The 20,622-nt window shown below is 64.6% G+C and carries 21 protein-coding genes and 1 tRNA gene; 15 read left to right on the forward strand and 7 right to left on the reverse strand.

Going from position 1 to position 20,622, the window contains the following annotated elements:
* Nucleotides 1-44: 44 nt before the first annotated feature.
* Nucleotides 45-130: transfer RNA gene (locus N826_RS03180), tRNA-Leu, on the reverse strand.
* Nucleotides 131-217: 87 nt separating this feature from the next.
* On the opposite strand from N826_RS03180, the gene N826_RS44130 reads away from it, so the two are divergent.
* Nucleotides 218-394: a hypothetical protein gene (locus N826_RS44130; protein ID WP_169789280.1), complete on the forward strand. Its 177-nt coding sequence runs from the start codon at nucleotides 218-220 to the stop codon at nucleotides 392-394.
* A 67-nt stretch (nucleotides 395-461) separates the two neighbouring features.
* On the opposite strand, the gene N826_RS03190 is transcribed toward N826_RS44130, so the two are convergent.
* The 4 genes from N826_RS03190 to N826_RS03205 all read right to left on the reverse strand — a co-directional run bounded on the left by N826_RS03190 (nucleotide 462) and on the right by N826_RS03205 (nucleotide 4,435).
* Complete coding sequence (locus tag N826_RS03190; protein WP_044425959.1) at nucleotides 462-710, reverse strand: hypothetical protein; 249 nt, start codon at nucleotides 708-710, stop codon at nucleotides 462-464.
* A gap of 82 nt (nucleotides 711-792) precedes the next feature.
* Nucleotides 793-1,563 (reverse strand): competence/damage-inducible protein A, encoded by a 771-nt coding sequence (locus N826_RS03195; RefSeq protein WP_044425960.1) that lies wholly within the window; start codon nucleotides 1,561-1,563, stop codon nucleotides 793-795.
* 133 nt (nucleotides 1,564-1,696) lie between these two features.
* A complete protein-coding gene (locus N826_RS03200) occupies nucleotides 1,697-3,778 on the reverse strand; it encodes a hybrid sensor histidine kinase/response regulator (protein ID WP_044425961.1) in 2,082 nt (693 codons plus the stop codon).
* Nucleotides 3,779-3,811: 33 nt separating this feature from the next.
* Nucleotides 3,812-4,435, reverse strand: a complete 624-nt coding sequence (locus N826_RS03205) for a response regulator (protein WP_044425962.1) — start codon at nucleotides 4,433-4,435, stop codon at nucleotides 3,812-3,814.
* A gap of 198 nt (nucleotides 4,436-4,633) precedes the next feature.
* Between N826_RS03205 and N826_RS03210 the strand changes: the two genes are divergently transcribed.
* From N826_RS03210 to N826_RS03275, 14 genes are all read left to right on the forward strand, one after another.
* Nucleotides 4,634-5,143 (forward strand): mismatch-specific DNA-glycosylase, encoded by a 510-nt coding sequence (locus N826_RS03210; RefSeq protein WP_044425963.1) that lies wholly within the window; start codon nucleotides 4,634-4,636, stop codon nucleotides 5,141-5,143.
* A 223-nt stretch (nucleotides 5,144-5,366) separates the two neighbouring features.
* Nucleotides 5,367-5,690 carry an STAS domain-containing protein gene (locus N826_RS03215; protein WP_244619435.1) on the forward strand — a complete coding sequence of 108 codons (324 nt, stop codon included), beginning with the start codon at nucleotides 5,367-5,369 and terminating at the stop codon, nucleotides 5,688-5,690.
* Nucleotides 5,687-6,052, forward strand: a complete 366-nt coding sequence (locus tag N826_RS03220) for a response regulator (protein WP_044425965.1) — start codon at nucleotides 5,687-5,689, stop codon at nucleotides 6,050-6,052. The genes N826_RS03215 and N826_RS03220 overlap by 4 nt, the downstream gene beginning before the upstream one ends.
* A gap of 6 nt (nucleotides 6,053-6,058) precedes the next feature.
* Entirely contained in the window at nucleotides 6,059-8,215 is a 2,157-nt protein-coding gene (locus N826_RS03225; protein ID WP_044425966.1) for a chemotaxis protein CheA, read from the forward strand.
* 13 nt (nucleotides 8,216-8,228) lie between these two features.
* Complete coding sequence (locus N826_RS03230) at nucleotides 8,229-8,786, forward strand: chemotaxis protein CheW (protein ID WP_052830792.1); 558 nt, start codon at nucleotides 8,229-8,231, stop codon at nucleotides 8,784-8,786.
* Nucleotides 8,787-8,813: 27 nt separating this feature from the next.
* A complete protein-coding gene (locus tag N826_RS03235; protein ID WP_063772186.1) occupies nucleotides 8,814-11,567 on the forward strand; it encodes a methyl-accepting chemotaxis protein in 2,754 nt (917 codons plus the stop codon).
* 113 nt (nucleotides 11,568-11,680) lie between these two features.
* Nucleotides 11,681-12,601 (forward strand): CheR family methyltransferase, encoded by a 921-nt coding sequence (locus N826_RS03240; RefSeq protein WP_084720451.1) that lies wholly within the window; start codon nucleotides 11,681-11,683, stop codon nucleotides 12,599-12,601.
* Nucleotides 12,598-13,239, forward strand: a complete 642-nt coding sequence (locus N826_RS03245) for a chemotaxis protein (RefSeq protein WP_044425968.1) — start codon at nucleotides 12,598-12,600, stop codon at nucleotides 13,237-13,239. Before N826_RS03240 ends, N826_RS03245 begins: the two co-directional genes overlap by 4 nt.
* A gap of 2 nt (nucleotides 13,240-13,241) precedes the next feature.
* Entirely contained in the window at nucleotides 13,242-14,288 is a 1,047-nt protein-coding gene (locus N826_RS03250) for a protein-glutamate methylesterase/protein-glutamine glutaminase (protein ID WP_044425969.1), read from the forward strand.
* Nucleotides 14,289-14,323: 35 nt separating this feature from the next.
* Nucleotides 14,324-15,517 carry a methyl-accepting chemotaxis protein gene (locus N826_RS03255; RefSeq protein WP_052830793.1) on the forward strand — a complete coding sequence of 398 codons (1,194 nt, stop codon included), beginning with the start codon at nucleotides 14,324-14,326 and terminating at the stop codon, nucleotides 15,515-15,517.
* 60 nt (nucleotides 15,518-15,577) lie between these two features.
* Nucleotides 15,578-15,883 carry an STAS domain-containing protein gene (locus tag N826_RS03260; protein WP_044425971.1) on the forward strand — a complete coding sequence of 102 codons (306 nt, stop codon included), beginning with the start codon at nucleotides 15,578-15,580 and terminating at the stop codon, nucleotides 15,881-15,883.
* A gap of 22 nt (nucleotides 15,884-15,905) precedes the next feature.
* A complete protein-coding gene (locus N826_RS39635) occupies nucleotides 15,906-16,622 on the forward strand; it encodes an ATP-binding protein (RefSeq protein WP_052830794.1) in 717 nt (238 codons plus the stop codon).
* Nucleotides 16,619-17,845, forward strand: a complete 1,227-nt coding sequence (locus N826_RS03270) for a fused response regulator/phosphatase (protein WP_044425973.1) — start codon at nucleotides 16,619-16,621, stop codon at nucleotides 17,843-17,845. The genes N826_RS39635 and N826_RS03270 overlap by 4 nt, the downstream gene beginning before the upstream one ends.
* Nucleotides 17,842-19,020 (forward strand): PP2C family protein-serine/threonine phosphatase, encoded by a 1,179-nt coding sequence (locus N826_RS03275; protein WP_044425974.1) that lies wholly within the window; start codon nucleotides 17,842-17,844, stop codon nucleotides 19,018-19,020. Before N826_RS03270 ends, N826_RS03275 begins: the two co-directional genes overlap by 4 nt.
* A 9-nt stretch (nucleotides 19,021-19,029) precedes the next feature.
* Here N826_RS03275 and N826_RS03280 read toward each other — a convergent pair whose 3' ends face one another.
* Nucleotides 19,030-19,818, reverse strand: coding sequence for a ferritin-like domain-containing protein (locus tag N826_RS03280; protein ID WP_044425975.1), 789 nt, complete (start codon nucleotides 19,816-19,818; stop codon nucleotides 19,030-19,032).
* Complete coding sequence (gene cysQ / locus N826_RS03285; protein WP_044425976.1) at nucleotides 19,815-20,603, reverse strand: 3'(2'),5'-bisphosphate nucleotidase CysQ; 789 nt, start codon at nucleotides 20,601-20,603, stop codon at nucleotides 19,815-19,817. Before cysQ ends, N826_RS03280 begins: the two co-directional genes overlap by 4 nt.
* Nucleotides 20,604-20,622 lie beyond the last annotated feature (19 nt).

A 20,622-nucleotide genomic window follows, 5' to 3' on the forward strand; every position in this document is an offset into this window, starting at 1 on the left:
CGTCGCTTGGAAGCGACATGAGCCGTTGGGCACCGCCATCCCGATGGTGCCCGCTGCCGGAGTCGAACCGGCACAACCAAAGGTCGAGGGATTTTAAGTCCCTTGCGTCTACCGATTCCGCCAAGCGGGCACAGGGAAGATACTGCTAAACTAGACTGCCCGCATCGCCCTCGCAAGCGCCTTGCAGAAGGGCACCCTGGCGCACATCTGGGAGGCCATGGAAAGCTTCGATATCAATTGGCTGGGACTCGTCTCGCTTCTGCTGGTAGCGCTGCTCGTGGCGCCGGCCGCCATCCGCATGAACCGGGGTGGGCAATGGCTGCCTAAGGCCGCCGTTTGGCTTGCGGTGCTCGTCGGTCTGGTCTTCGTCTACCAGACGTTCGGCCCATTCTGATCGGTTCATTCCAACCGGGCGGTTCCCGCCGGATCTTCCGGACGCGTCACGAGCGGTTTCGCGGACCTCAGTCGTGGTCGATCAGGCCGTTCATGGTCATGATGCCGACTGCCATCGCGATCGCGCCGAAGGTGACCATCAGCCCGAAGAAAAGCAGGAGGATGGCGATTATGCCGTCCTCGCTTTGGCCCATCAGCGTCCTCAGCCCCGCGATGTCCAGTGCCAGAAGGCCGGCGCCAAGCGCCAGCCCTCCCACGGCGCCGCTCGTCACGTGCTTCAGGAGGAAGAACAGCAATGGCTTCTCGAAGGCCTGCATGAGTCCGTAAGTAGGCTGCTTACGAACTGCGACAATTGGTCGCTCAAACAAATCCGTCCTTCCTGTCCGTCAGAGGTACCCGTCAGGTCGTTCCGACCGTCACTTCCGGCTCGCCGCCCAGGTCGCGCACCAGCGCCGCGACGGCGTCGGTGGCCTCGTCGAGCAGGGTCTCGACAGTGCCGCGAAGCACCAGGCTGACACCGTACTGCCTCTGCCGGAGATAGGGATAGCTGCCGATCTCGATGGCGGGATAGCGGTTCTGGACGGCCTCGAGCCCCTCCGCCAGGGTGCCTTCAGCCAGCGCGCAACTCACCGTCCGCGACAGCATCGGTGCTCCGCCCTTCAGTCGGGGCAGCAGGTTGTCGACCATGCCCTGCATGATCATCGGCACACCGGCAAGCACGAAGACATTGCCGATCTGGTAACCGGGAGCCTTGCTGATCGGATTGTCCACCAGGATGCCGCCCGCGGGGACATTGGCCATCCGCAGGCGCGCCTCGTTGATCTGGTCCGTCTGGTAATGCTCCTGAAGCCGGCGGACGGCTTCCGGGTGGCGTTCCAGCGGGACGCCGAACGCCTTGGCGATGCATTCCGACGTGATGTCGTCATGGGTCGGCCCGATGCCTCCGGTCGTGAAGACATAATCGTAGCGGGCGCGAAGCGCGTTGACCGCGTCGATGATTTCCGCCTCGATGTCGGGCACCACGCGCGCCTCGCGCAGGCGCACGCCGATCCCGTTCAGCTTTTCCGCCAGGAAGGGCAGGTTGGCGTCCTTCGTCCTCCCGGACAGGATCTCGTTGCCGATGATGAGCAATGCTGCGGTCACGTCCGGCTGGGAAGTCTGCTGTGTCATGGCGTGCGGTCGTTTCTGTTGTGCGGAGGAGACCTGTGGGTCGCGGAAGCGACTGTCCAGGATAATCCATGAACAACGCAAGCCCTTGCTTGGCACTCTGCCCGCGACACGGGCTCGCTCGATAGCCGTGAGATCAGCGGGCGTCCAGCACGCGCCGCACGGTTTCCGCGAGATGGGCGGCGTCGATCGGCTTGACCAGGACATGGTCGACATGCTCGCCAAGTCCCAGATCGGCCGCGGAATCGCTGCAACCGCTGCACAGGATCACCGGAAGGGACGGGAACTCCGACCGCAGCCGCGCGGCCAGTTCCAGTCCGGACATGCCGGGCATCATCTGGTCGGTGATGACCATGTCCCAGATCTCCGGCGCTTCCCGCAGCACCTCGAGCGCCTCGTCCGCGCTGATGCAGCAGGCGACCTCGTAGCCCAGCCGTTCCAGTCCCCGGGCCAGGACCGACGACACCATGTCCTCGTCGTCGACGATCAGGATACGCTCGCAGCCACGCGGTGCGTTGGCGGCCAGTTGCGCCTGCTCGCTCACCGCTCCTTCGATCGTCGGCAGGTAGACACTGAAGTTGGTGCCCTCGCCGGGCATGCTTTCGATCATCATGGCACCCCGATGGGCGCTGATGATGCCATGCACGGCCGCAAGCCCCAGTCCCGTACCCTTGCCGATTCCCTTGGTGGTGAAGAACGGCTCAAGCATCCGCTCCATGACTTCGGCCGGCATGCCGGAACCGGTGTCGATCACCGAGATCCGGACATAGCGGACACGCCGGCTGCGGTCGATCGGCAGGACGCCCACCCACATCCGGCTGGAACCGGGCCGTCTTCCCGGTCCCATCCGTGCCGGTATCAGGTCGCTGCCCTGGATCTGGGTCACCCTGAGCCCTTCCGCGCAGCCGCCGTCCAGATAGGGCATGTCTATGGCGATCGTCAGTTCGCCCGGCGCCGCGCCGATGGCGTCCGCGCCGTTGACGCAGAGATTCATCAGGATCTGGCTCATCTGCGTCGGGTTTGCGTGAACCAGCGCCGAGACGGCATCGACGCGCGTCACGACGTTGATCGACTTGGGCAACGTGGCCCGCAGCAGCGCCAGGGTCTCGTCGGTCGCCGCGATCATATTGACGGTTTCGCGCTCGACCCCTTCGGACCGGCTGAAAGCAAGGATCTGCTGGACCAACCGCTTGGCGCGCTCGCCCGCGACCATCAGCTGGACGGCGAACTCGTGTTCCGGCGCCGCCTCGTCCAGGTCCTCGACCAGGAAGGACGCATAGCCCATCATGGCCGCCAGGATATTGTTGAAGTCGTGAGCGATCCCGCCGGCAAGCCGGCCGATCGCCTCCAGCTTCTGGGCTTGATGGAACTGCTCCTTGAGGCGCGTGCGCTCGTCCTCGGTCTTACGGCGCTCGCTGATGTCGCGGACGATCTGCACCATGCCGCCATCGTCGAGCGAGGTCAGCGTCAGTTCCTGGTTGAAGGTCGTGCCGTCGCGCCTTCGGCCGACCAGTTCGCCCTGCCACCGCCCGGCACCGTCCAGGCCCGGAAGCACATCCGACTGGAGACGGACCCGCTCGTCCGCCGCATAGAGCGACAGCCAGCTTCGGCCCAGTAGGTCCCGCGCGTCCTCGAACCCGTGAAGACGCGCATGGCTGTCGTTGAGATAGGTGAAGGTGCCTGCCTGGTCCAGGATGGCGACGCCGTCGATCGACGCTTCCAGGGCGGTCAGCCTGTGGCGCAGCAGATGCTCGGCCTGCTTCTGGGGCGTGATATCGGTGAAGAGGCTGACCTTGCCGCCGTCGGCGGTCCGCCGTTCGTCGACCAGCAGCACCCTGCCGTCCACCAGGGTTTCTTCCCACGGACCGCCGGCGGTCCGCAGCCGCTTGACGGTGGTGTCGAGATCGCGTGTCAGCTCGGAAAGACGCATCCCCGGCGTCACCGCGCCGGCCAGACCCGGATAGGTTTCGCCATAGCCGGCACTGGCAAGGACGACCCGTTCCTCGCGGTCGAACAGCACCAGCCCGCCGGGGACCGAGTCGATGGCGTGCCGGAGCCTTTCGCATTCCTCGGATGCCGCCGCTTCCGCCTGCCGGGCCGTGCGGTAAAGTCGCTCCGCCAGCAAGGCCCTGCGCCACAGCCGGACGGCCAAGGCAGCGAGCAGGCCCAGGACAGCCGCAAGCACGGTGGTCAGAACGGTCGGGTCGGCGCTGCTCATGTGACGCTGTTCATCTGGCGATCGTTAGGCCGCTCAGTGCGCCAGCCGCGCTTCCTGCGCCCGCAGGGCGGCCTGCGTACGGTTCTTGGCCCCCAGCTTGCGACAGATGCCGCGAATATGCAGCTTGATCGTAACCTCCTGAAGTTCCAGGGCCCGGGCGATCTCCTTGTTGGACCAGCCCTTCTCGAGATACTGAAGCACTTCGCGTTCGCGCTGGGTCAGCGGTGCATGGCTGTCGGCATCGCCGGCATCGCCCGCCGGAGCGTCCACCGCGCCGAAAGGCACAAATTTTTCACCCGCCATGATGAGCCGGATCGCCGAGACCAGTGCCGGGCCGGTAAGCGTTTTGGGCAGAAAGCCCTGGGCGCCCATATCGATTGCGTTCCGAACGTCCTCGTGGCTGGCGCCGCCGGACATGATGACGATCGGTACCTTGGGCAGACGTTCCCGCATCCGCCGCAAGCCGTCGAGCCCGTCCATCCCCGGCATCCGGAGATCCAAAATGATCAGGGCGAATTCGCCGTCCCGCTGAACCTCGTCGTATGCCGCGCCGAAGCTTTCGGCTGAAACGATCCGGGCGTCGGGTTCCAAGCGCTCGATATAGCTTTTCAGCGCATCCCGAACCATGTTGTGGTCGTCGGCGAGCAGAATACGCATGCGAAGCAATCCCGAGGTACGAGTCACCCCGAGCTATATCATAAAAAGTTATTCAAACCTTACCCAGTTGCGCGACTTTCCATACGAAAGTTCAGGTCGCGACCTGTACCGCCGTATCGGGCCGTTTGCATCCGCGCGCGGTTGACGGCAGGGACATTGCGCAACCAACCCACCCCTCCAAGCGGCATCTTCCCCACCATGATCCTTCCCGACGTCCTGGCACCCGGTCTCGATCTCGTCCTTTGCGGCACCGCGCCAAGCCGCACGTCGAAAGAGGAGCAGGCCTATTACGCCAGACCGGGAAACCGGTTCTGGCCGACGCTTCACCTCACGGGATTGACCCCCCGCCTGCTGAAACCGGCCGACTACCGCCAAGTGCTCGACTACGGCCTTGGTCTCACCGACCTGTGCAAGACGGAATGGGGAAGCGACCAGGAGCTGACGAAGTACTGTTTCGACATTTCCGGCTTCATCGCCAAGATCGAGCGCTACCGGCCCGCGGCCGTGGCTTTCGACAGCAAGCATGCCGGCAAGAACTTCTTCCGCCGGGCGTCGGTCAACTATGGCCGGCAGCCGGAAACCCTGTTCGGAGCCGAACTCTTCATCGTTCCGTCCCCGTCCGGACGGGCGAGCGGCTACTGGGACACGGCGCCCTGGATGGAACTGGGCGATTTCGTTCGCCGGCGGCGTGAGCTGCGCCGCTCCTGAAACTTCGGCGCTCGAAAGCTTGGGTTACGGCGTCGTATTACATCTTTAGTCATATTTTGCCGGTAGACCTACCTCTTGCGATCTGATAACAGACCGGGGAGGACGGGTTGACCTTGGCCTATTGATCGGATGCCCGGATACGTTTTCATCCGGCCGGGTTTCGGCTCACCGAACTCCGCGTCAGCATCGAGTTGTCGTAATTGACTTGTGGGAAAACAGGAAGTTGGCCGATCTGCTGCCCCTGATCCATTCGGAAGACGATGCCGGCAAAGTGACGCTGAGTCTGCCCGACGATCTGGATCTGCCAGTCGCGGTGCCGCTGGTCGAAAGCCTACGGGCGGCATTCAATGAATATTCCGACATCGTGGTGATCGCGGCCACGGTCGAGCGTGCGAGCACCGCGGCGGTGCAGGTGCTGGTGGCCGCGACGCGCCATGCGGACTTTTCCGGACAACGTTTCGCGATCGCGGCGCCGTCGGATGTGCTGACGGATGTCTGCAATGACCTGGGGTTGGCCGGCTGGCTTGAGGAATGGAGCCTGAAATGAAGAAGAAAGTGCTGACGGTCGACGATTCGCGGACCATGCGCGAGATGGTGTCCTTCACCTTGCGCGGTGCCGGTTTCGACGTCGTGGAGGCGATCGACGGGCAGCAGGCGCTCGTCGTACTGGCCAGCCATAAGGTCGACCTGATCCTGGCCGACCTCAACATGCCCAATATGGACGGCATCACGCTGATCAGGCAGGTCCGCGCCAGCGGCGGGCACCGTACGGTTCCGATCCTGATGCTGACCACCGAATCGGACGACGCCAAGAAGCAGGAAGGGCGCGCCGCCGGAGCTACCGGCTGGATCGTGAAGCCGTTCAACCCGGAAAAGCTGATCCAGGTCGTCCAAAAGGTCATGGGCTGAGTTGCGATGACCGGCGGTTATTCCGACGACCTCAGCCGCTTCAAGCAAACCTATTTCGATGAATGCGGCGAACTGCTCGCCGTCGCCGAAGCCGGATTGCTGCGGCTGTCGCCGCAGAATATCGACCTCGACGAGATCAACGCTGTTTTCCGCGCCGTCCACTCCATCAAGGGCGGAGGCGGCACCTTCGGTTTTTCCGATCTTGTCGCGTTCACGCACGAGTTCGAAGCCGTCATGGACCGGCTGCGGTCGCAGCAGATCGGCGTCACCATCGAACTCGTCGACGTCCTTATCCGCGCCAACGACGTGATGGCCCAGCTCCTGACCTGTGCCCGCGACAACCGTGCCACCCCTCCAGGACTGACGGATGCCGCCGCCGCCGATCTGAAGCGGTTTCTGGCAGCGGTCGCGAAGAAGGCCGAAAAGGACGAGCCCGTCGCGGAGGACGCTCCCCCTCCGCAGCGGGCCGTTCGGCGGGAATCACTACGCAGCTTCGTCATCTATTTCCGGCCAAAGCAGGACCTTCTGCTGAGCGGCAACGAGCCCGCATTCCTGTTACGGGCGCTGAGGCGTCTGGGTGAAACCGAAATCGTCTGCGACGCCGGCCTTGTGCCGTCGCTGTACGACATGGAGGGCGAAAGCCTCTATCTGTACTGGCAGGTTTCCCTGACGGGAGCGACAGACGAAGCGGCGATCCGCGACGTGTTTGAGTTCGTGGTCGACGACTGTCAGGTCGATATCGTCGAGACGACCGGCCCCGCCGACGGCGGCGAGGACGAGGCCTTCGGCCTCTTCTCCGAGAACATGCCCTATGTGCCACCCGGCCAGCTCACCGTCTATGACGGCTGCGCGATCCCGGGCGCCGGCGGCGAGCAGCCGGCTGCCCCGTCCGCCGCCCGGCCGGCCGGCGAAGCGGGGGGAAGCGGCGGCTCCGGCCTCGGCGGCCATACGATCCGCGTCGATCTCGACAAGGTGGACCGGCTGGTAAACCTCGTCGGTGAAATGGTCATCACCCAGGCGATGATCTCTGAACAGTTGCGGGACGTTCCGCCGGGCACGCTCCAGCAGCTCGTGGAAGGGCTGGAGGAATTGAGCCGGCATACTCGCGAGCTTCAGGAAAGCGTCATGGCGATCCGGGCGCAGCAGGTGCGGTCGGTGTTCTCCCGCATGCCGCGCCTCGTCCGTGAAGTGGCGGCTCAGACCGGCAAGGAAGTCCAGCTCGCGACCTCCGGCGAGACGACGGAAGTCGACAAGACCGTCGTGGAGAACCTGGTCGATCCGCTGACCCACATGATCCGCAACTCGATCGACCACGGACTTGAATCCCCTGACGAGCGGGAACGGATCGGCAAGCCGCGCAGCGGCACCGTCCACCTCTCCGCGCGGCACCGGTCCGGCCGCATCGTGATCGAGGTGGAGGACGACGGACGGGGTATCAACCGCCCTCGCGTCCTCGAAAAAGCCGTGGAGCGGGGTCTGGTCGCCGCCGGCGTCAGCATGTCGGACGAGGAGATCGACAACCTGATTTTCCTGCCGGGGTTTTCGACGGTCGATACGGTTTCCGCTATTTCCGGGCGCGGCGTCGGGATGGACGTCGTCCGCCGCAACATCGCAAGCCTGGGCGGCCGGATCGGCGTCCATTCGACGCCGGGCGAGGGGACGAGGTTCGTCCTGTCGCTGCCGCTCACCCTCGCGGTGCTCGACGGCATGGTCATCTCGGTCGGCGAGCAGCGCTTCGTGCTGCCTCTGACCAACATCATCGAAAGCCTGCGTCCCAAGAGCGCCGACCTTCAGAGCGTCGCCAACCAGTACGACGTCATCATGGCACGCGGCGAGTATGTGCGCCTCGTCTACGTCGACCGCCTCTTCAGGATCGACAAGGCCATCGGCGATCCGACGCGCGGACTGGTCGTGCTGGTGGAGACGGAGGAGGGCGGTCGCCTGGGGTTGGTCGTGGACGAGGTTCTCGGCCAGCAGCAGGTCGTCATCAAGAGCCTGGAGAGCAACTTTCAGCGTCTGGACGGCGTGTCGGCGGCAACCATCCTGGGCGATGGACGGGTGGCGCTGATCCTGGATGTCGCCGGGCTCCAGACAATGAGCCGGCAGACCATAAACCGCGGTGCCCGCCGCCCGCCGCCGCCCGCCGCGGCGCTTGCCTGCTAGGGAACTCGAGACCATGGAAACAGGCACTTCAGTCGCCCTGCCGAACGCCACGCGGGGCCAGATCGGTTCAATCGCCAGCGGGCCGATCGCCGCCCAGGAACAGTACGTCACCTTCACGGTCGGCACGGAAGAGTATGGCGTCAACATCCTGTCGGTCCGCGAGATCCGGGGATGGACGCCGGAAACCAAGCTGCCCAACATGCCCGACTTCGTCCGGGGGGTGGTCAACCTGCGCGGCATCATCATCCCGATATTCGATCTGCGCGCCCGCTTCGGCGGCGGTTCGACCGAGGTGACGCGGCGTCACGTGGTGGTCGTGCTTCAGGTCGGCGACCGCACGCGAGGCATCCTTGTCGATGCGATCTCCGACATCCTTACGGTTGCCCGAGACGACGTGAAGCCGCCGCCTGACGTCGACAGCGGATTGATCGACCAGCAATACCTGAGCGGACTAGTGACCGCCGAAAACCGGATGGTGACCCTGCTCGACGTGACCCGATTGTTTGCCGGCGAGGCCGGCGAAGAACTCTCATCCTCTTCTATCCAGATCCCGCATCAGGCCCAGGCCTGATCAGTGCGCCGCGAGGAAATTCCCGACATGTCCGCGACCAACAGCAATTCCTTTCTGGCCCGGCTCAGCATCATCAAGCGCCTATGGTTGGCCTTCGGCCTGCTGGTCGTGCTGCTCGTCGCAGGATTCGGCTTCGGGGGATACAGTCTCCTCTCGACGGAAGCCAATGTCGCCGATCTCGCCGTCATCGCGAACGATACCCGGCTGGCGAAGGAGGTCGAAGGCGCGATATTCAATTTCCGGGTCTATTCGCGGCACTACGTCTTCACCGGGGATCCCAAGGTCCTGCCGCTGCTTCAGGAGCGCAGGCGTGAACTGAACGACCGCATCGCCGTCGCCCGGACCGGGATCGCCGATCCCGTCCGCCAGCGCATGGTGGCGGATATCGACGGACTCGTCGCCACCTACTTCACGAACCTGGACAAGATCGTCGACCTGCGGACACGGCAGGACAATCTGCTGCGCGACCGGATGGAACCGCAGGCGCAGCGGATATCCAGTCACTTCACGGAGATCAAGGACCAGTCGGCGGCCGATGGCGTCGCTTCCGCATCGTTCACGGCCAGCGAGGCGCAAGAGCACTGGTTGCTGGCGCGGCTGATCGTTTCCCGCTTCATCACCAGTGGAGACGGCGCCGCAAGGGCGCAGGTCGATGCCAACGTGGCGGAGTTGCGGACCCACCTGGAAGAGCTGGACGGTGTCCTGAAGGACCCACAGCTCCGCAGGTCGATGACCGCCTTGAGCGAGGATATCCGGGCCTATTTCACCGATTTCCAGGAGGTGCTGGCCTTCACCCAGGAAGCTGTCCGGCTGCGCGACGACATCCTGGTGGCGCTGGCGGAACAGATTGGCCGCAAGACGACCGAGATCGCCGTCTCCGCGCAGCAAAGCGAACTGGCTCTCGAAGCGGCTACGGTCAAGGCCGTCAAGACCGCCATCATCATCACCCTGATTCTCTGCGCCGCCTCCATAATGATCGGTGTCATCGCGGCGCAGGTTGTTGCCAGAAGCATCACGAACCCCATCGGCTCCCTCCGCAAGGTCATGGCGGACCTGACCGAAGGCGATCTGGCGGTTACCGTTCCCTATATCGGCAACGCCGACGAACTCGGCGACATGGCCCGTGCCGTGGATGCTCTCAAGACGGTTTCGGTGGCGGCGGTGCGCACCCGGATCGGCCTCGACAACGTCAGCGCCAACATCATGATGGCCGATTCGCAGGGCATAATCGTCTATATGAACAAGGCCATCCTGGCGATGTTCTCGACCTGCGAGACCGACTTGCGGAAGAGCCTGCCGAATTTCGACGTCAAGTCGCTTATCGGCACCAATATCGACGTATTCCACAAGGACCCGTCGCACCAGCGCCGCCTGCTGGGCGGCTTGACGACGAGCCACAAGGGCATCGCCAAGGCTGGCGGGCATACGTTCCAAGTCAATGCCCATCCGGTCTTCGGCCAACGCGGCGAGCGCCTCGGCACAATCATCGAGTGGCGCGACCTGACCGACGAGATTCAGATCGAGGACGAGATCAGCAGTATCGTCGCCGGCGCGGTTCGCGGCGATTTCTCCAGCCGCGTGGACCTTGCCGGCAAGTCAGGGTTCTTCCTGACGGTCAGCGAGGGCATCAACAAGCTGGCTGCCAACGTTTCTGCCGTGGCCGAGGATCTGGCGGTCGTGCTCCAGTCGCTGTCGCACGGCGATCTGACATGCAGGATCGAAAAAGACTACGAGGGCGTGTTCCAGCGCCTCAAGAGCGACTTCAACTCCACCGCCGAGAAGCTCTCCGACATCGTCAGCCGGATCAGCCAGTCCACCGCCGCAATCTCGGAAGCCGCCCGCGAAGTCTCGGCCGGTAGCCTGGACCTTTCGGAACGGACCGAACAGCAGGCCTCCAGCCTCGAGGAAACCGCGGCCAGCATGGAAGAGCTGGCGGCGACGGTGCGCAGCAACGCCGACAATGCCAAGCAGGTCAACGAGGTCGCCTCGACGGCCCGGACCGCAGCCGACCGTGGCAGCAAGGTCGCCGGCGACGCCGTCGACGCCATGCGCCGGATCGACGCTTCCAGCCAGAAGATCAGCGACATCATCGGGGTGATCGACGAGATCGCCTTCCAGACCAACCTCCTGGCGCTCAACGCGGCGGTCGAGGCGGCGCGTGCCGGCGATGCCGGTCGCGGCTTCGCCGTGGTCGCCCAGGAAGTCCGGACGCTGGCGCAGCGCTCGGCCCAGGCTTCGAAGGAGATCAAGGCGCTGATCATCGACAGCAATACCCAGGTCAGGGACGGTGTCGAACTGGTCGGTGCCGCCGGGGGAGCTTTGTCGGATATCGTCGCGGGCGTCAGCCGCGTCGCCGATCTGGTCGCGGAGATCGCACGCGCCACCGCCGAACAGGCGAACGGCCTGGACGAGATCAATGGCGCCGTCGCCCAGATGGACGAAATGACCCAGAAGAACGCGGCGCTGGTCGAGGAAAGCTCGGCGGCGGCCCGTTCGATGGAAGGGCAGGCGCACGACCTCGGGTCGCTGATTTCCTTCTTCAGCGTGGCCGGCGGGCTTGCCCAGCAGGATGCAGGATTCGCGCAGGCGGGACATGGCGGTCACGGCGGGTCGTCCCGTCCGGCGCCGCTGACCGTCCGCAAGGGTGTCGTTCAGGGGCGTGGTGCCCCGGCGCGCGTCGGGGCACCGCCCCGTGCGCCCGACGTCAAGCGGCCGGCTGCCCATGCGTCCACGCTGCGCCGCGTCGAAACCGCCGACGATCCCGACTGGAAGGAGTTCTGACCAGCGGTCGGAAAACCGTACTTGCGGCCTTTTGATGACATTTGCGGTCAGGACCGGGGTGTCGGCATCCCAGGGGCGCAGTCCCCGGATGGAAACGGAATCGGAAAAACGACGTGACGGACAGATCGGCAGGAGCGAACGGGTCGGCGAGCGGGGGGCGGCAGCGTGAAGGCACGTTGCCGCGATCCAGCGGCGAGCGGGAATTCCATTTCACCCGCGGCCACTTCGATCAGATCGCGGCGCTCCTCCAGCAGCTTACCGGCATAACGCTGGCCTCGCACAAGGTCGAAATGGTCTATTCACGGCTGGCCCGCCGTCTGCGCGACCTGAACCTGCCGGATTTCGACGCCTACTGCGCCTTCCTATCCAGCCAGCAGGGTGAGAACGAGATCGGCCTGCTCGTCAATGCCCTGACCACCAACCTGACCCGGTTCTACCGCGAACCTCACCACTTCGAGCATCTAGCCAAAGTCGTCCTTCCCCATGTCAGGGAGTGTCAGGCCAAGGTCACGACCAAGCCGCGCCTGCGCATCTGGTCGGCGGGATGCTCGTCGGGCGAGGAGCCGTACACCATCGCGATGACGGTCCTGTCGACGCTGCCGGAAATAAACCGATGGGATGCCAGGATTCTGGCGACCGACATCGATACCCACATGGTCGAAACGGCGCGGCGCGGCATTTATGCCGCCGACAATGCGACCGCCATACCGGCCGCCATCCGAGACCGCCATACCTCGGTTCAGCAGCAGGGATCGCGCACGATGCTCGCGATGAGCGACGGACTGCGCCGGCTGATCACATTCAAGCCGCTGAACCTGCTGGAGGACTGGCCGATGCGCGGTCCCTTCGATGCGATCTTCTGTCGTAACGTCCTGATTTATTTCGATCGTCACGGCAGGAGCCAAGTGATCGGGAAATTCCATCAGCTCCTGGCTGCCGGCGGTCACCTCTACCTTGGACATTCGGAAAGCCTCTATGGCGTCTCCGACCAGTTCGAGCAGGTCGGGCCGACCAGCTATCAGGCGATATCATGAAGCCGGCCGCCAACCATCATGGCCATCGCGGAGCGCACAACCATCAGGAAGAGCGGAGCGAAGGCTATTATCATCCCGGCTTCAGCGCACATGCCGTCAAGGTCCTGCTCGGAGAGCACAAGATCTCCCAGCGGCCGGACGAGATGCTGGTGACGACGCTCGGATCGTGCATAGCCGCCTGCATCCGCGATCCCATCCTGCAACTCGGAGGGATGAACCATTTCCTGCTGCCGCAGGCGCCGCGCGGCCACGACGAGGGCGCCGCCGCGGCGGCCCGGTATGGCGGTGTCGCGATGGAAAGGCTGATCAACGAGATCCTGCGGCGCGGCGGCCGGCGCGACCGGCTGGAAGTGAAGGTCTTCGGCGGGGCCAAGGTGATCGCCTGCAGCAATCCGATCGGCAAGCACAATGCGGAGTTCGTTCTCGAGTTCATCAGGGCGGAAGGATTGACGCTGGTGGGACAGGACCTGGGCGGCATGCTGGCCCGCCGGGTCCACTACTTCCCCAATACCGGACGGGTGATGCGGCGGCTGCTTCGGAAGGAAGCGGTTCCGGACATGATCCAGAGCGAAATGCGTTTCATGTCCGATCTGAAGACCAAGCCGGTCGAAGGCGATATCGAGTTGTTCGGGGATTGATGATGGCCAAGCCGATCCGTGTTGCGATCGTCGACGACAGCGCGCTGATGCGGCGGATGCTGACCGAGGCGCTGTCGGCGGAGCCGGGGTTCGAGGTGGTCGGCCACGCGGCCGATCCCTTCGAAGCCAGGGAAATGATCAAGGCGACCAATCCGGATGTCCTGACGCTGGACGTCGAAATGCCAAAGATGGATGGGTTGACCTTTCTCGACAAGATCATGACGCTGCGTCCGATGCCGGTCGTCATGGTCTCGACGCTGACGCGGGAAGGCGCCGACGCCACCGTCAAGGCTCTCGAGCTTGGTGCGATCGACTGCATCGGCAAGCCGAACGGCGCGGAGGGCGAGCGCTTCGCCGATTTTCGCGACGAGTTGATCGGCAAGCTTAAGATCGCCGCCAGTGCCCGCCTGGGTGCGCCGCGTCCCAAGCCGGTCCGCGCCAAGGTGGCGGGACGCGTCGGCGGCAGCCGGCTGATAGCGCTGGGAGCATCGACCGGCGGGGTTGAGCGTATCAGGGACATCCTGGAAGCTTTGCCGGAAGGATCGCCGCCGATCCTGATCGTCCAGCACATGGGCGCTTTCTACGTTCCCAGCTTCGCCGCCCGTCTGGATCGCCAGTCGGCGCTGACCGTCAGGGTGGCGGAGCATGGTGCGCGGGTGAACGTCGGCGAGGTGCTGATAGCGCCGGGCGATCGGCACTTGGCGTTGCGGAAGGACGCATTCGGCTATAGCTGCGAGATCTCCGACGGACCGCCGGTCAGCGGTCACCGGGCGTCCGTCGATGTCCTGTTCAATTCGGTCGCCGAAGTGGCGGGAGCCGGCGCCGTCGGCGTCATCCTCTCCGGCATGGGACGCGACGGAGCTTCCGGCATGGCCGCGATGCGGGCCGCAGGCGCCTGGACCATCGGCGAAAACGAACAGAGCTGCGTCGTCTACGGCATGCCCAGGATGGCCAAGCTGGCCGGCGGCATCGCCGTCGAGATGCCGCTGAACCAGATCCCGGCCGAAATGCTGCGTGCCGCCGCCGCTCCCGGCGACCGCCTGAAATGACGCGGCTTGCGATGATGCGCTGGAGGGGGTGACCGATGGCATTCGGATTGTTGAAGATCACCGGTGGCAAGGCCGCGGCGCCCGGCGTGGCCCTGCCTGCCGACCTGCGCCCTCAGGACGGGGGAGCCGGCTCCGGCGCCGATACGTCCCTTGCCGGCTATGACGAATTGCTGGCCCGCTGGCTTGGCTTCTCCGACATGCAGCACCAGTGCCTGGACGCCTTGGCCAACGAGGTGCGGCGGACCAGTGAGCTGGTCGAAACCAGCACGATCGAGATCAGCTCCCGCTTCCGCGACCTCGCGGCCTCCGCGAAGGAGCAGACGCAGAGGGTCGAGGACATCATCTCGGTCGCCAACTCCGTCACGATAGACGGGGAGCCGATAGCGCTGGACCATGTAGTCGCGACCATGCAGGAGATCCTGGTCGAGATGGTCAACAACATCGTCAACCTGTCGAAGCAGGCGATGACGATGGTCTATGTGCTGGACGATGTCGTCCGCGATGTCGGCGAGGTCGAGAAGAGCATCGCCGACATCGACGAGATCAACCGCCAGACCAACTTCCTGGCGCTCAACGCCACGATCGAGGCCAGCCGTGCGGGGGAGGCAGGACGGACCTTCGCCGTCGTGGCGAACGAGGTGCGCCAGCTTTCCAAGGCGACCGGCGATCTGGCCGGGCGGATGCGCGACAAGGTCGGCGCTGTCGTGATCGGCGTGCGGAGAGGGCACGAGATCCTGCGCGACATCGCCAATACCGACCTGTCGCCGCAGATGCTCGCCAAGGACCGCATCGACATGACGATGATGAGCCTCGTCTCGCAGAGCCATCATTTCCAGAGCGTCCTCCAGGATGCGGCGCGGGTTTCGACGGAAATTTCCGCCCACATCAACCAGGTCATCACCCGCATGCAGTTCCAGGATCTGGCGAAGCAGCGCCTGGATCATGTGATCGACGGCATGACCGTGATCGCCGCCGGGCTCGACGATCTGGGAGGAAGGACCCGTTCCGCGCTGCCTGTCGGGACCGAGGCTTCGTTCCCCCAGGAATGGCTGGACCGCCTGCTCTCCGGGATGACGCTGAGCGAACTGCGTCAGCGTTTCGTGCGGCGCATGCTGATGGACGGGACGGCGCTCGATGCCAACGGCGCGCTCGATCTCGATGCGGCATATCCGGAAGTGGAGGCGCCCTATGGCGGTGGCGACAATGACGATAATATCGAATTGTTTTAAATGATACATAGTATTACAATCGCCGGTGAGTATGCCGGTAGTGAAGGGGTAGGGTGATTTATGGATTATCGAATTGAACAGAATGGCGCCGAACTCAAGATCTCCCTGTCCGGCCGACTGACCTTCAACGATCACGGCAAGGTACGGGCCATGATCCAGGAGATGGTCCAGAGCAGCGCCAACCGGCAGATCCTCGTGATCAGCGGCCTGGAATTCGTCGACAGCTCAGGGCTCGGCATGATCCTCGTCGCCCGTGAAGAAGTCAGTCAGCTAAACAAGAACCTGACTCTGCGAGGGGCTCAGGGACAGGTCAAGCGCGTCTTGACCGTCGCTCAACTCGGCAAAGTCATCGACATCGAAGACTGACGTCAGGGATCGGTGATCAAGAATGCAGGCGAACACACTGTACGGCGTCGGCCTATCCGCCGAGCGTCTTGAGGAGTTTGCCTCGGCATCCGCCATCGGATGCGGTCGGGCCGCAACCGGCTTGCCCGCCGACTGGGAGCTTGACGGCGCCGCCGTGCTGGCGGCAAACCTCGATGACGAGAGTTTTGGTGAAATTCTCAGCCGTGGCGCCCGCACATGCATCGAAATCGGCGGACTGGCAGTAGCGGACGTCGCGGAGTCGCTGCGTCTCGCCCGGACCAGCTCGATCTTCGTGTCCCTGACGACGGTTTCGGCCTATCGGTTCCAGCTTGCCCACCGCATCGTCCAGGCCCTCGACCGACGGCAGCCGGTGGGGGAGGAGCGGTGCTACGACATGGAGCTGGCATTGCAGGAAGCGATCAGCAATGCCGTCATTCATGGCAACCTCTCCGTTCACAGTCTTGAAAACCCGTCGCTTACCGCCCTGGAGCGGTTTTCCAACGAAGTCGAGGGCCGGCTCGCCGATCCGGAGCTTGCCTGCCAGCGGCTGAAGGTGGCGGCCCTGCTGGGAGATGGCGGGATCGCGATCGACGTGATCGACCAGGGACCCGGATTCGTACCGGGGACGCGCAAGTCGAGCGTTGCGAGCGGGCGCGGCATTTCGCTGATCGAGACGCTCGTGTCGGGTTGGGAACTGCTGGATGACGGACGCCGCATCCGGCTGAGGTTCGATCGATGACCGGTGCTCCGGCTTCAGCGGAAACCCGCCAGATCGGCATCTACGATTGCCTGATCCTGGTCGTGGACGATACCGACTTCAACCGCACCCTCATCACCGCGATGCTTCGGCAGGCCGGGTTCCGGCGGATACAGCATGCGGTGGACGGTATCGACGCGCTTCGGAAGATCGGCGACGAGTTGCCCGACCTCGTCATCCTGGACATCGTCATGCCGGGACTGGACGGGTTCGAGGTCTGCCGCCATCTGCGGGCGGATCCTCGGTTTTCCGACCTTCCCGTGCTGGTCCAGACGGCACTGTCCAACACCGAGGACCGCAACAAGGCGTTCCAGCTCGGAACGACCGATCTGATCACCAAGCCGATCGACCGCAACGAGTTGCTGGCGCGGGTCCGCATCCATCTGGAAAACCGCGTCCTGATCCAGGACCTTCAACTTTATCGGGCACGTCTGGAAAGCGAACTCGGCATGGCGCGGGAGATGTACAATCACCTGTTGCCGACACCGGCACTGTTCGACCAGATCGGCCGCGACAGCGGGGTCCGCATCCGCCATCACACTGCGGTATCCAGCGAATTGGGCGGCGATCTGTGGGGCATCATTCCCCTGTCCGAGCGCCGCTTCGGGCTCTACCTGCTCGACATGACCGGCACGGGCGTATCCGCGGCACTGAATGCGTTCCGGATGCATACGGTGCTGCATGAACTGGCGCCCCTGGCGGGCGACCCCTCGCGCTTCCTCGGCGAGGTCAACGCGCGGGCGGTGGACCTTTTCGAATCGGGGGAGCGGGTCTCCGTCATCTACGGCGTGATCGATCCCATGATCGGCACCTTCACCTATGCCACCGCCGCGGCCGGCCGGCCCATCCTGCTTCAGTGCGGCAACCGGGTGGCGGAACTCGGCGACAGCGACGGCGCGTCGGTCGGCGAGAGTGGCGGCAGCGTGTTCCCCGCCCGTGTCCTGCCGTTCGGGCCGGGCGCCCGTTTGCTTCTGTACAACAACGCAGTGGCCGCGGCCTTGCCGGTGGAGTGCATTTCATCCGCTCCGGAAGCCCTTGCCGAGCTGGCCGCTCCCGCGCTCGGCTCGCCGACGCTGGTCGAAGCCTGTGCCCGCGTGACATCGGCGCTGGCCCGCGTGGTCGGCGACCGTCCGCGTGAGGACATGACGCTGATCTTCCTTGCCAAGGAGGCATTCCAGTCACCGAGGGCCAAGGCAGCGTCATGACAGGAACGTCATCCGCTTCGGTCAACATCAGGAACTCCCGGATCCTTGTCGTCGATGACAACCGGGTCAACCGGCACCTTCTGGTAGCCGTGCTCCAGCGTGGCGGCTTCTCCAATGTCGGCACGGCGGAGGACGGCGTCGATGCACTGGCCAGGATCGGCGAAGCTCCGCCGGACCTGATGCTGCTCGACCTGATGATGCCGAAGATGGATGGGTTCGAGGTGTGCCGTCAGGTCAGGGCCAACCCGGCCTGGAAGGACCTGCCCATCCTGGTGCAGAGCAGCCTGTCCAGTTCGGACGACCGGAAGCACGCGTTTTCCGCCGGCGCCACCGACTTCGTGACCAAGCCGATCAACGCGACGGAATTGCTGTCGCGGGTTCGTATCCACCTGGAGAACCAGGCGCTGCTGCGCGACCTGCAACAGTACCGCAACCGTCGGCAGACGGAGCTGGCGCTGGCGCGGAGCATGCAGGAACGGCTGCTGCCGCCGCCGTCGCGGCTGGCCCAGGCAAGGACGGACCTCGGGTTGAGCCTGTCGGCTCACTTCGAGCCCTCGTCCGAACTGGGCGGCGACTTCTGGGACTTGCGGCGTGACGACCGGGACCGGCTGATTGTCTGGCTGGTGGACTTCTCCGGCCATGGCGTCGGTGCGGCACTCAACACTTTCCGGTTGCATGCGATCCTGCGCCAGATGGACCTGAGCAACTTCGATCCGGCCGAGCATCTGCGCGAAGTGAACGAACGGGTCTGTCCGCTTCTGCGGAACGGCCAGTTCGCGACCATGCTGGTCGGCGTGGTCGATCAGGCGACCGACACGTTCCACTACGCTTCCGCCGGCGCTCCGGCCCCGATGATCTGGCAGCCGGGCGACGACGTACCGGAGTTCGGCGACAGCAGCGGGCTGCCGGTCGGCATCCTCGCCTCGGCCCGCTACGAGAACCGCGACGTTCCCCTGCCGGTCGGTGCCCGGCTGTTCCTCTACAGTGACGGGGCCAGCGAACTCTGGACCAGCGACGACACCGTGCTGGGTGAGGAAGGGCTACTGGAGATCGCCCGGCAACACATGCACCTTCCCGACGACAACCACTTTCTCGACGGAGTCCTCGACTCGCTGGCGGCACTCGGCAGCTTCAACGACGACGTGACGGCCCTCGTCCTTACGCGGCGCAGGTAGGTTGGTTTTTCAATCTGCGATAGGCTCATAGAACGCGGCGGCGAAGCCGGCCTTGGACCGGCTGACCTCGTTGAACGGACGTTTCAAACTGCCCTTGAAGTATGTCTTCACCAACGTCTGCCACGTCGGGATCGGCTCCAGCCCCTTCTCGGCGCAGACATACTCGAACCAGCGCCGGCCGGCGGCGACGTGGGTGATCTCGTCGTCGTGGATGATCTGCAAGGCATCCGCAGCCGCATCGTCTCCGAATTTCCGGAGGTTGAGGATCATTGCAGGCGTTACATCCAGTCCGCGTGCCTCCAGGACCAGCGGAACGACAGCCAACCGGGCGGCCAGATCGTGCGCGGTATCCTGGCTGGACTGCCACAGACCGTCGTGGGCGGGCAGGGCGCCGTAGCGGCTGCCCTGGCTTTCCAACAGGTGCGACAGCATATCGAAATGCCGCGCCTCGTCGTCGGCAACCTGCACCCAGTCGTCGCTGAACTTCTTGGGCATATCGGAGCCGAAGCGGGCGACGATGTCCCAGGACAGGTCGATGGCGTTCAGTTCGATGTGGGCAAGGGCGTGAACCAACGCCGTCCGCCCGGCGGCGCTGCCGCCTTTCCGGCGGGGCGGCATGTCGCGGACGGGGAGGAGTTGCGGTTCCGTCGGGCGGGCCGGCCGGTCCGGAAGGGGTGCAGCGACAGGTTGAGAAATAGCGCCGGTGCGCCATTCTTCGGCGAACCGGCGGGAGAGGCGTACTTTCTCGGCAGGGTCCGCCGTGGTCAGGACGGTTACGGCGGCGGTGCTGAGGTTCATCGCCGGCCGTAGGCGACGAACTCGCCGTTGAGGTAGTCGGGCTTGCCGTAGCCCAGCGGCTTGCCGTCCGGCGTCTCGATCGAACCGCCAGCGGCGAGCAGGATCGCGTGACCGGCCGCGGTATCCCACTCGCAGGTCGGGCCGAAGCGGGGATAGATGTCGGCTTCGCCCCTGGCGATCACGCAGAACTTCAGGGCGCTGCTGGAGTGGCGGTGTTCCTTCACCAGCTTGCCCTGAAGGAAGCCGTCGAGCTTCTCGCGGTCGCCATGCCGCCGGCTGGACAGGCAGACCAGTCCGTCCGCCGGAATGGTCCGGGCGGAGATCGGAACGTCGTGCCGGCCCTGTTCGCAGTGGACGGCGGTGCCCGGGCCGGCGGCGGCGTAGAGGTCGCCGTCTACCGGCAGGTACATCACGCCGAGCACCGGAATGCCGTTGCTAACCAGCCCGATGTTGACGGTGAACTCGCCGGTGTGCTCAACGAAGCTGCGGGTGCCGTCCAGCGGATCGACCAGCCAGAAGGTCGGGTGGTCACCAGGAGGAGATTTACCGGAAGCGTATTCCTCCTCGGAGATTACTGGGATATTCGGGGTCAGGTGATGGAGGGCCGGCAGGATGACGGCTTCGGCGGCGTGGTCCGCCGCCGTCACCGGGCTGCCGTCCGGCTTCACATGGGCGGAGACCGTATCGGTGTAGTAGCGCAGAATGACCTGACCGGCCTCCCGCGCAATCGATTTTACGGAAGGCAGTAGTTTAGCAAAGCCCTGATCCAGGCTGAAATCCGCCATAAGTCCCCCAAAGCTCACA

Origin of the sequence: Skermanella aerolata KACC 11604 (assembly GCF_000936425.1) — a bacterium.
In the GTDB taxonomy this organism is placed as follows: Bacteria; Pseudomonadota; Alphaproteobacteria; order Azospirillales; family Azospirillaceae; genus Skermanella; species Skermanella aerolata.

Coding starts and splice junctions, on each gene's coding strand:
- N826_RS44130 (WP_169789280.1), top strand. CDS start 218: ATGGAAAGCTTCGATATCAATTGGCTGGGACTCGTCTCGCTTCTGCTG.
- N826_RS03190 (WP_044425959.1), bottom strand. CDS start 710: ATGCAGGCCTTCGAGAAGCCATTGCTGTTCTTCCTCCTGAAGCACGTG.
- N826_RS03195 (WP_044425960.1), bottom strand. CDS start 1,563: ATGACACAGCAGACTTCCCAGCCGGACGTGACCGCAGCATTGCTCATC.
- N826_RS03200 (WP_044425961.1), bottom strand. CDS start 3,778: ATGAGCAGCGCCGACCCGACCGTTCTGACCACCGTGCTTGCGGCTGTC.
- N826_RS03205 (WP_044425962.1), bottom strand. CDS start 4,435: ATGCGTATTCTGCTCGCCGACGACCACAACATGGTTCGGGATGCGCTG.
- N826_RS03210 (WP_044425963.1), top strand. CDS start 4,634: ATGATCCTTCCCGACGTCCTGGCACCCGGTCTCGATCTCGTCCTTTGC.
- N826_RS03220 (WP_044425965.1), top strand. CDS start 5,687: ATGAAGAAGAAAGTGCTGACGGTCGACGATTCGCGGACCATGCGCGAG.
- N826_RS03225 (WP_044425966.1), top strand. CDS start 6,059: ATGACCGGCGGTTATTCCGACGACCTCAGCCGCTTCAAGCAAACCTAT.
- N826_RS03230 (WP_052830792.1), top strand. CDS start 8,229: ATGGAAACAGGCACTTCAGTCGCCCTGCCGAACGCCACGCGGGGCCAG.
- N826_RS03235 (WP_063772186.1), top strand. CDS start 8,814: ATGTCCGCGACCAACAGCAATTCCTTTCTGGCCCGGCTCAGCATCATC.
- N826_RS03245 (WP_044425968.1), top strand. CDS start 12,598: ATGAAGCCGGCCGCCAACCATCATGGCCATCGCGGAGCGCACAACCAT.
- N826_RS03250 (WP_044425969.1), top strand. CDS start 13,242: ATGGCCAAGCCGATCCGTGTTGCGATCGTCGACGACAGCGCGCTGATG.
- N826_RS03255 (WP_052830793.1), top strand. CDS start 14,324: ATGGCATTCGGATTGTTGAAGATCACCGGTGGCAAGGCCGCGGCGCCC.
- N826_RS03260 (WP_044425971.1), top strand. CDS start 15,578: ATGGATTATCGAATTGAACAGAATGGCGCCGAACTCAAGATCTCCCTG.
- N826_RS39635 (WP_052830794.1), top strand. CDS start 15,906: ATGCAGGCGAACACACTGTACGGCGTCGGCCTATCCGCCGAGCGTCTT.
- N826_RS03270 (WP_044425973.1), top strand. CDS start 16,619: ATGACCGGTGCTCCGGCTTCAGCGGAAACCCGCCAGATCGGCATCTAC.
- N826_RS03275 (WP_044425974.1), top strand. CDS start 17,842: ATGACAGGAACGTCATCCGCTTCGGTCAACATCAGGAACTCCCGGATC.
- N826_RS03280 (WP_044425975.1), bottom strand. CDS start 19,818: ATGAACCTCAGCACCGCCGCCGTAACCGTCCTGACCACGGCGGACCCT.
- cysQ (WP_044425976.1), bottom strand. CDS start 20,603: ATGGCGGATTTCAGCCTGGATCAGGGCTTTGCTAAACTACTGCCTTCC.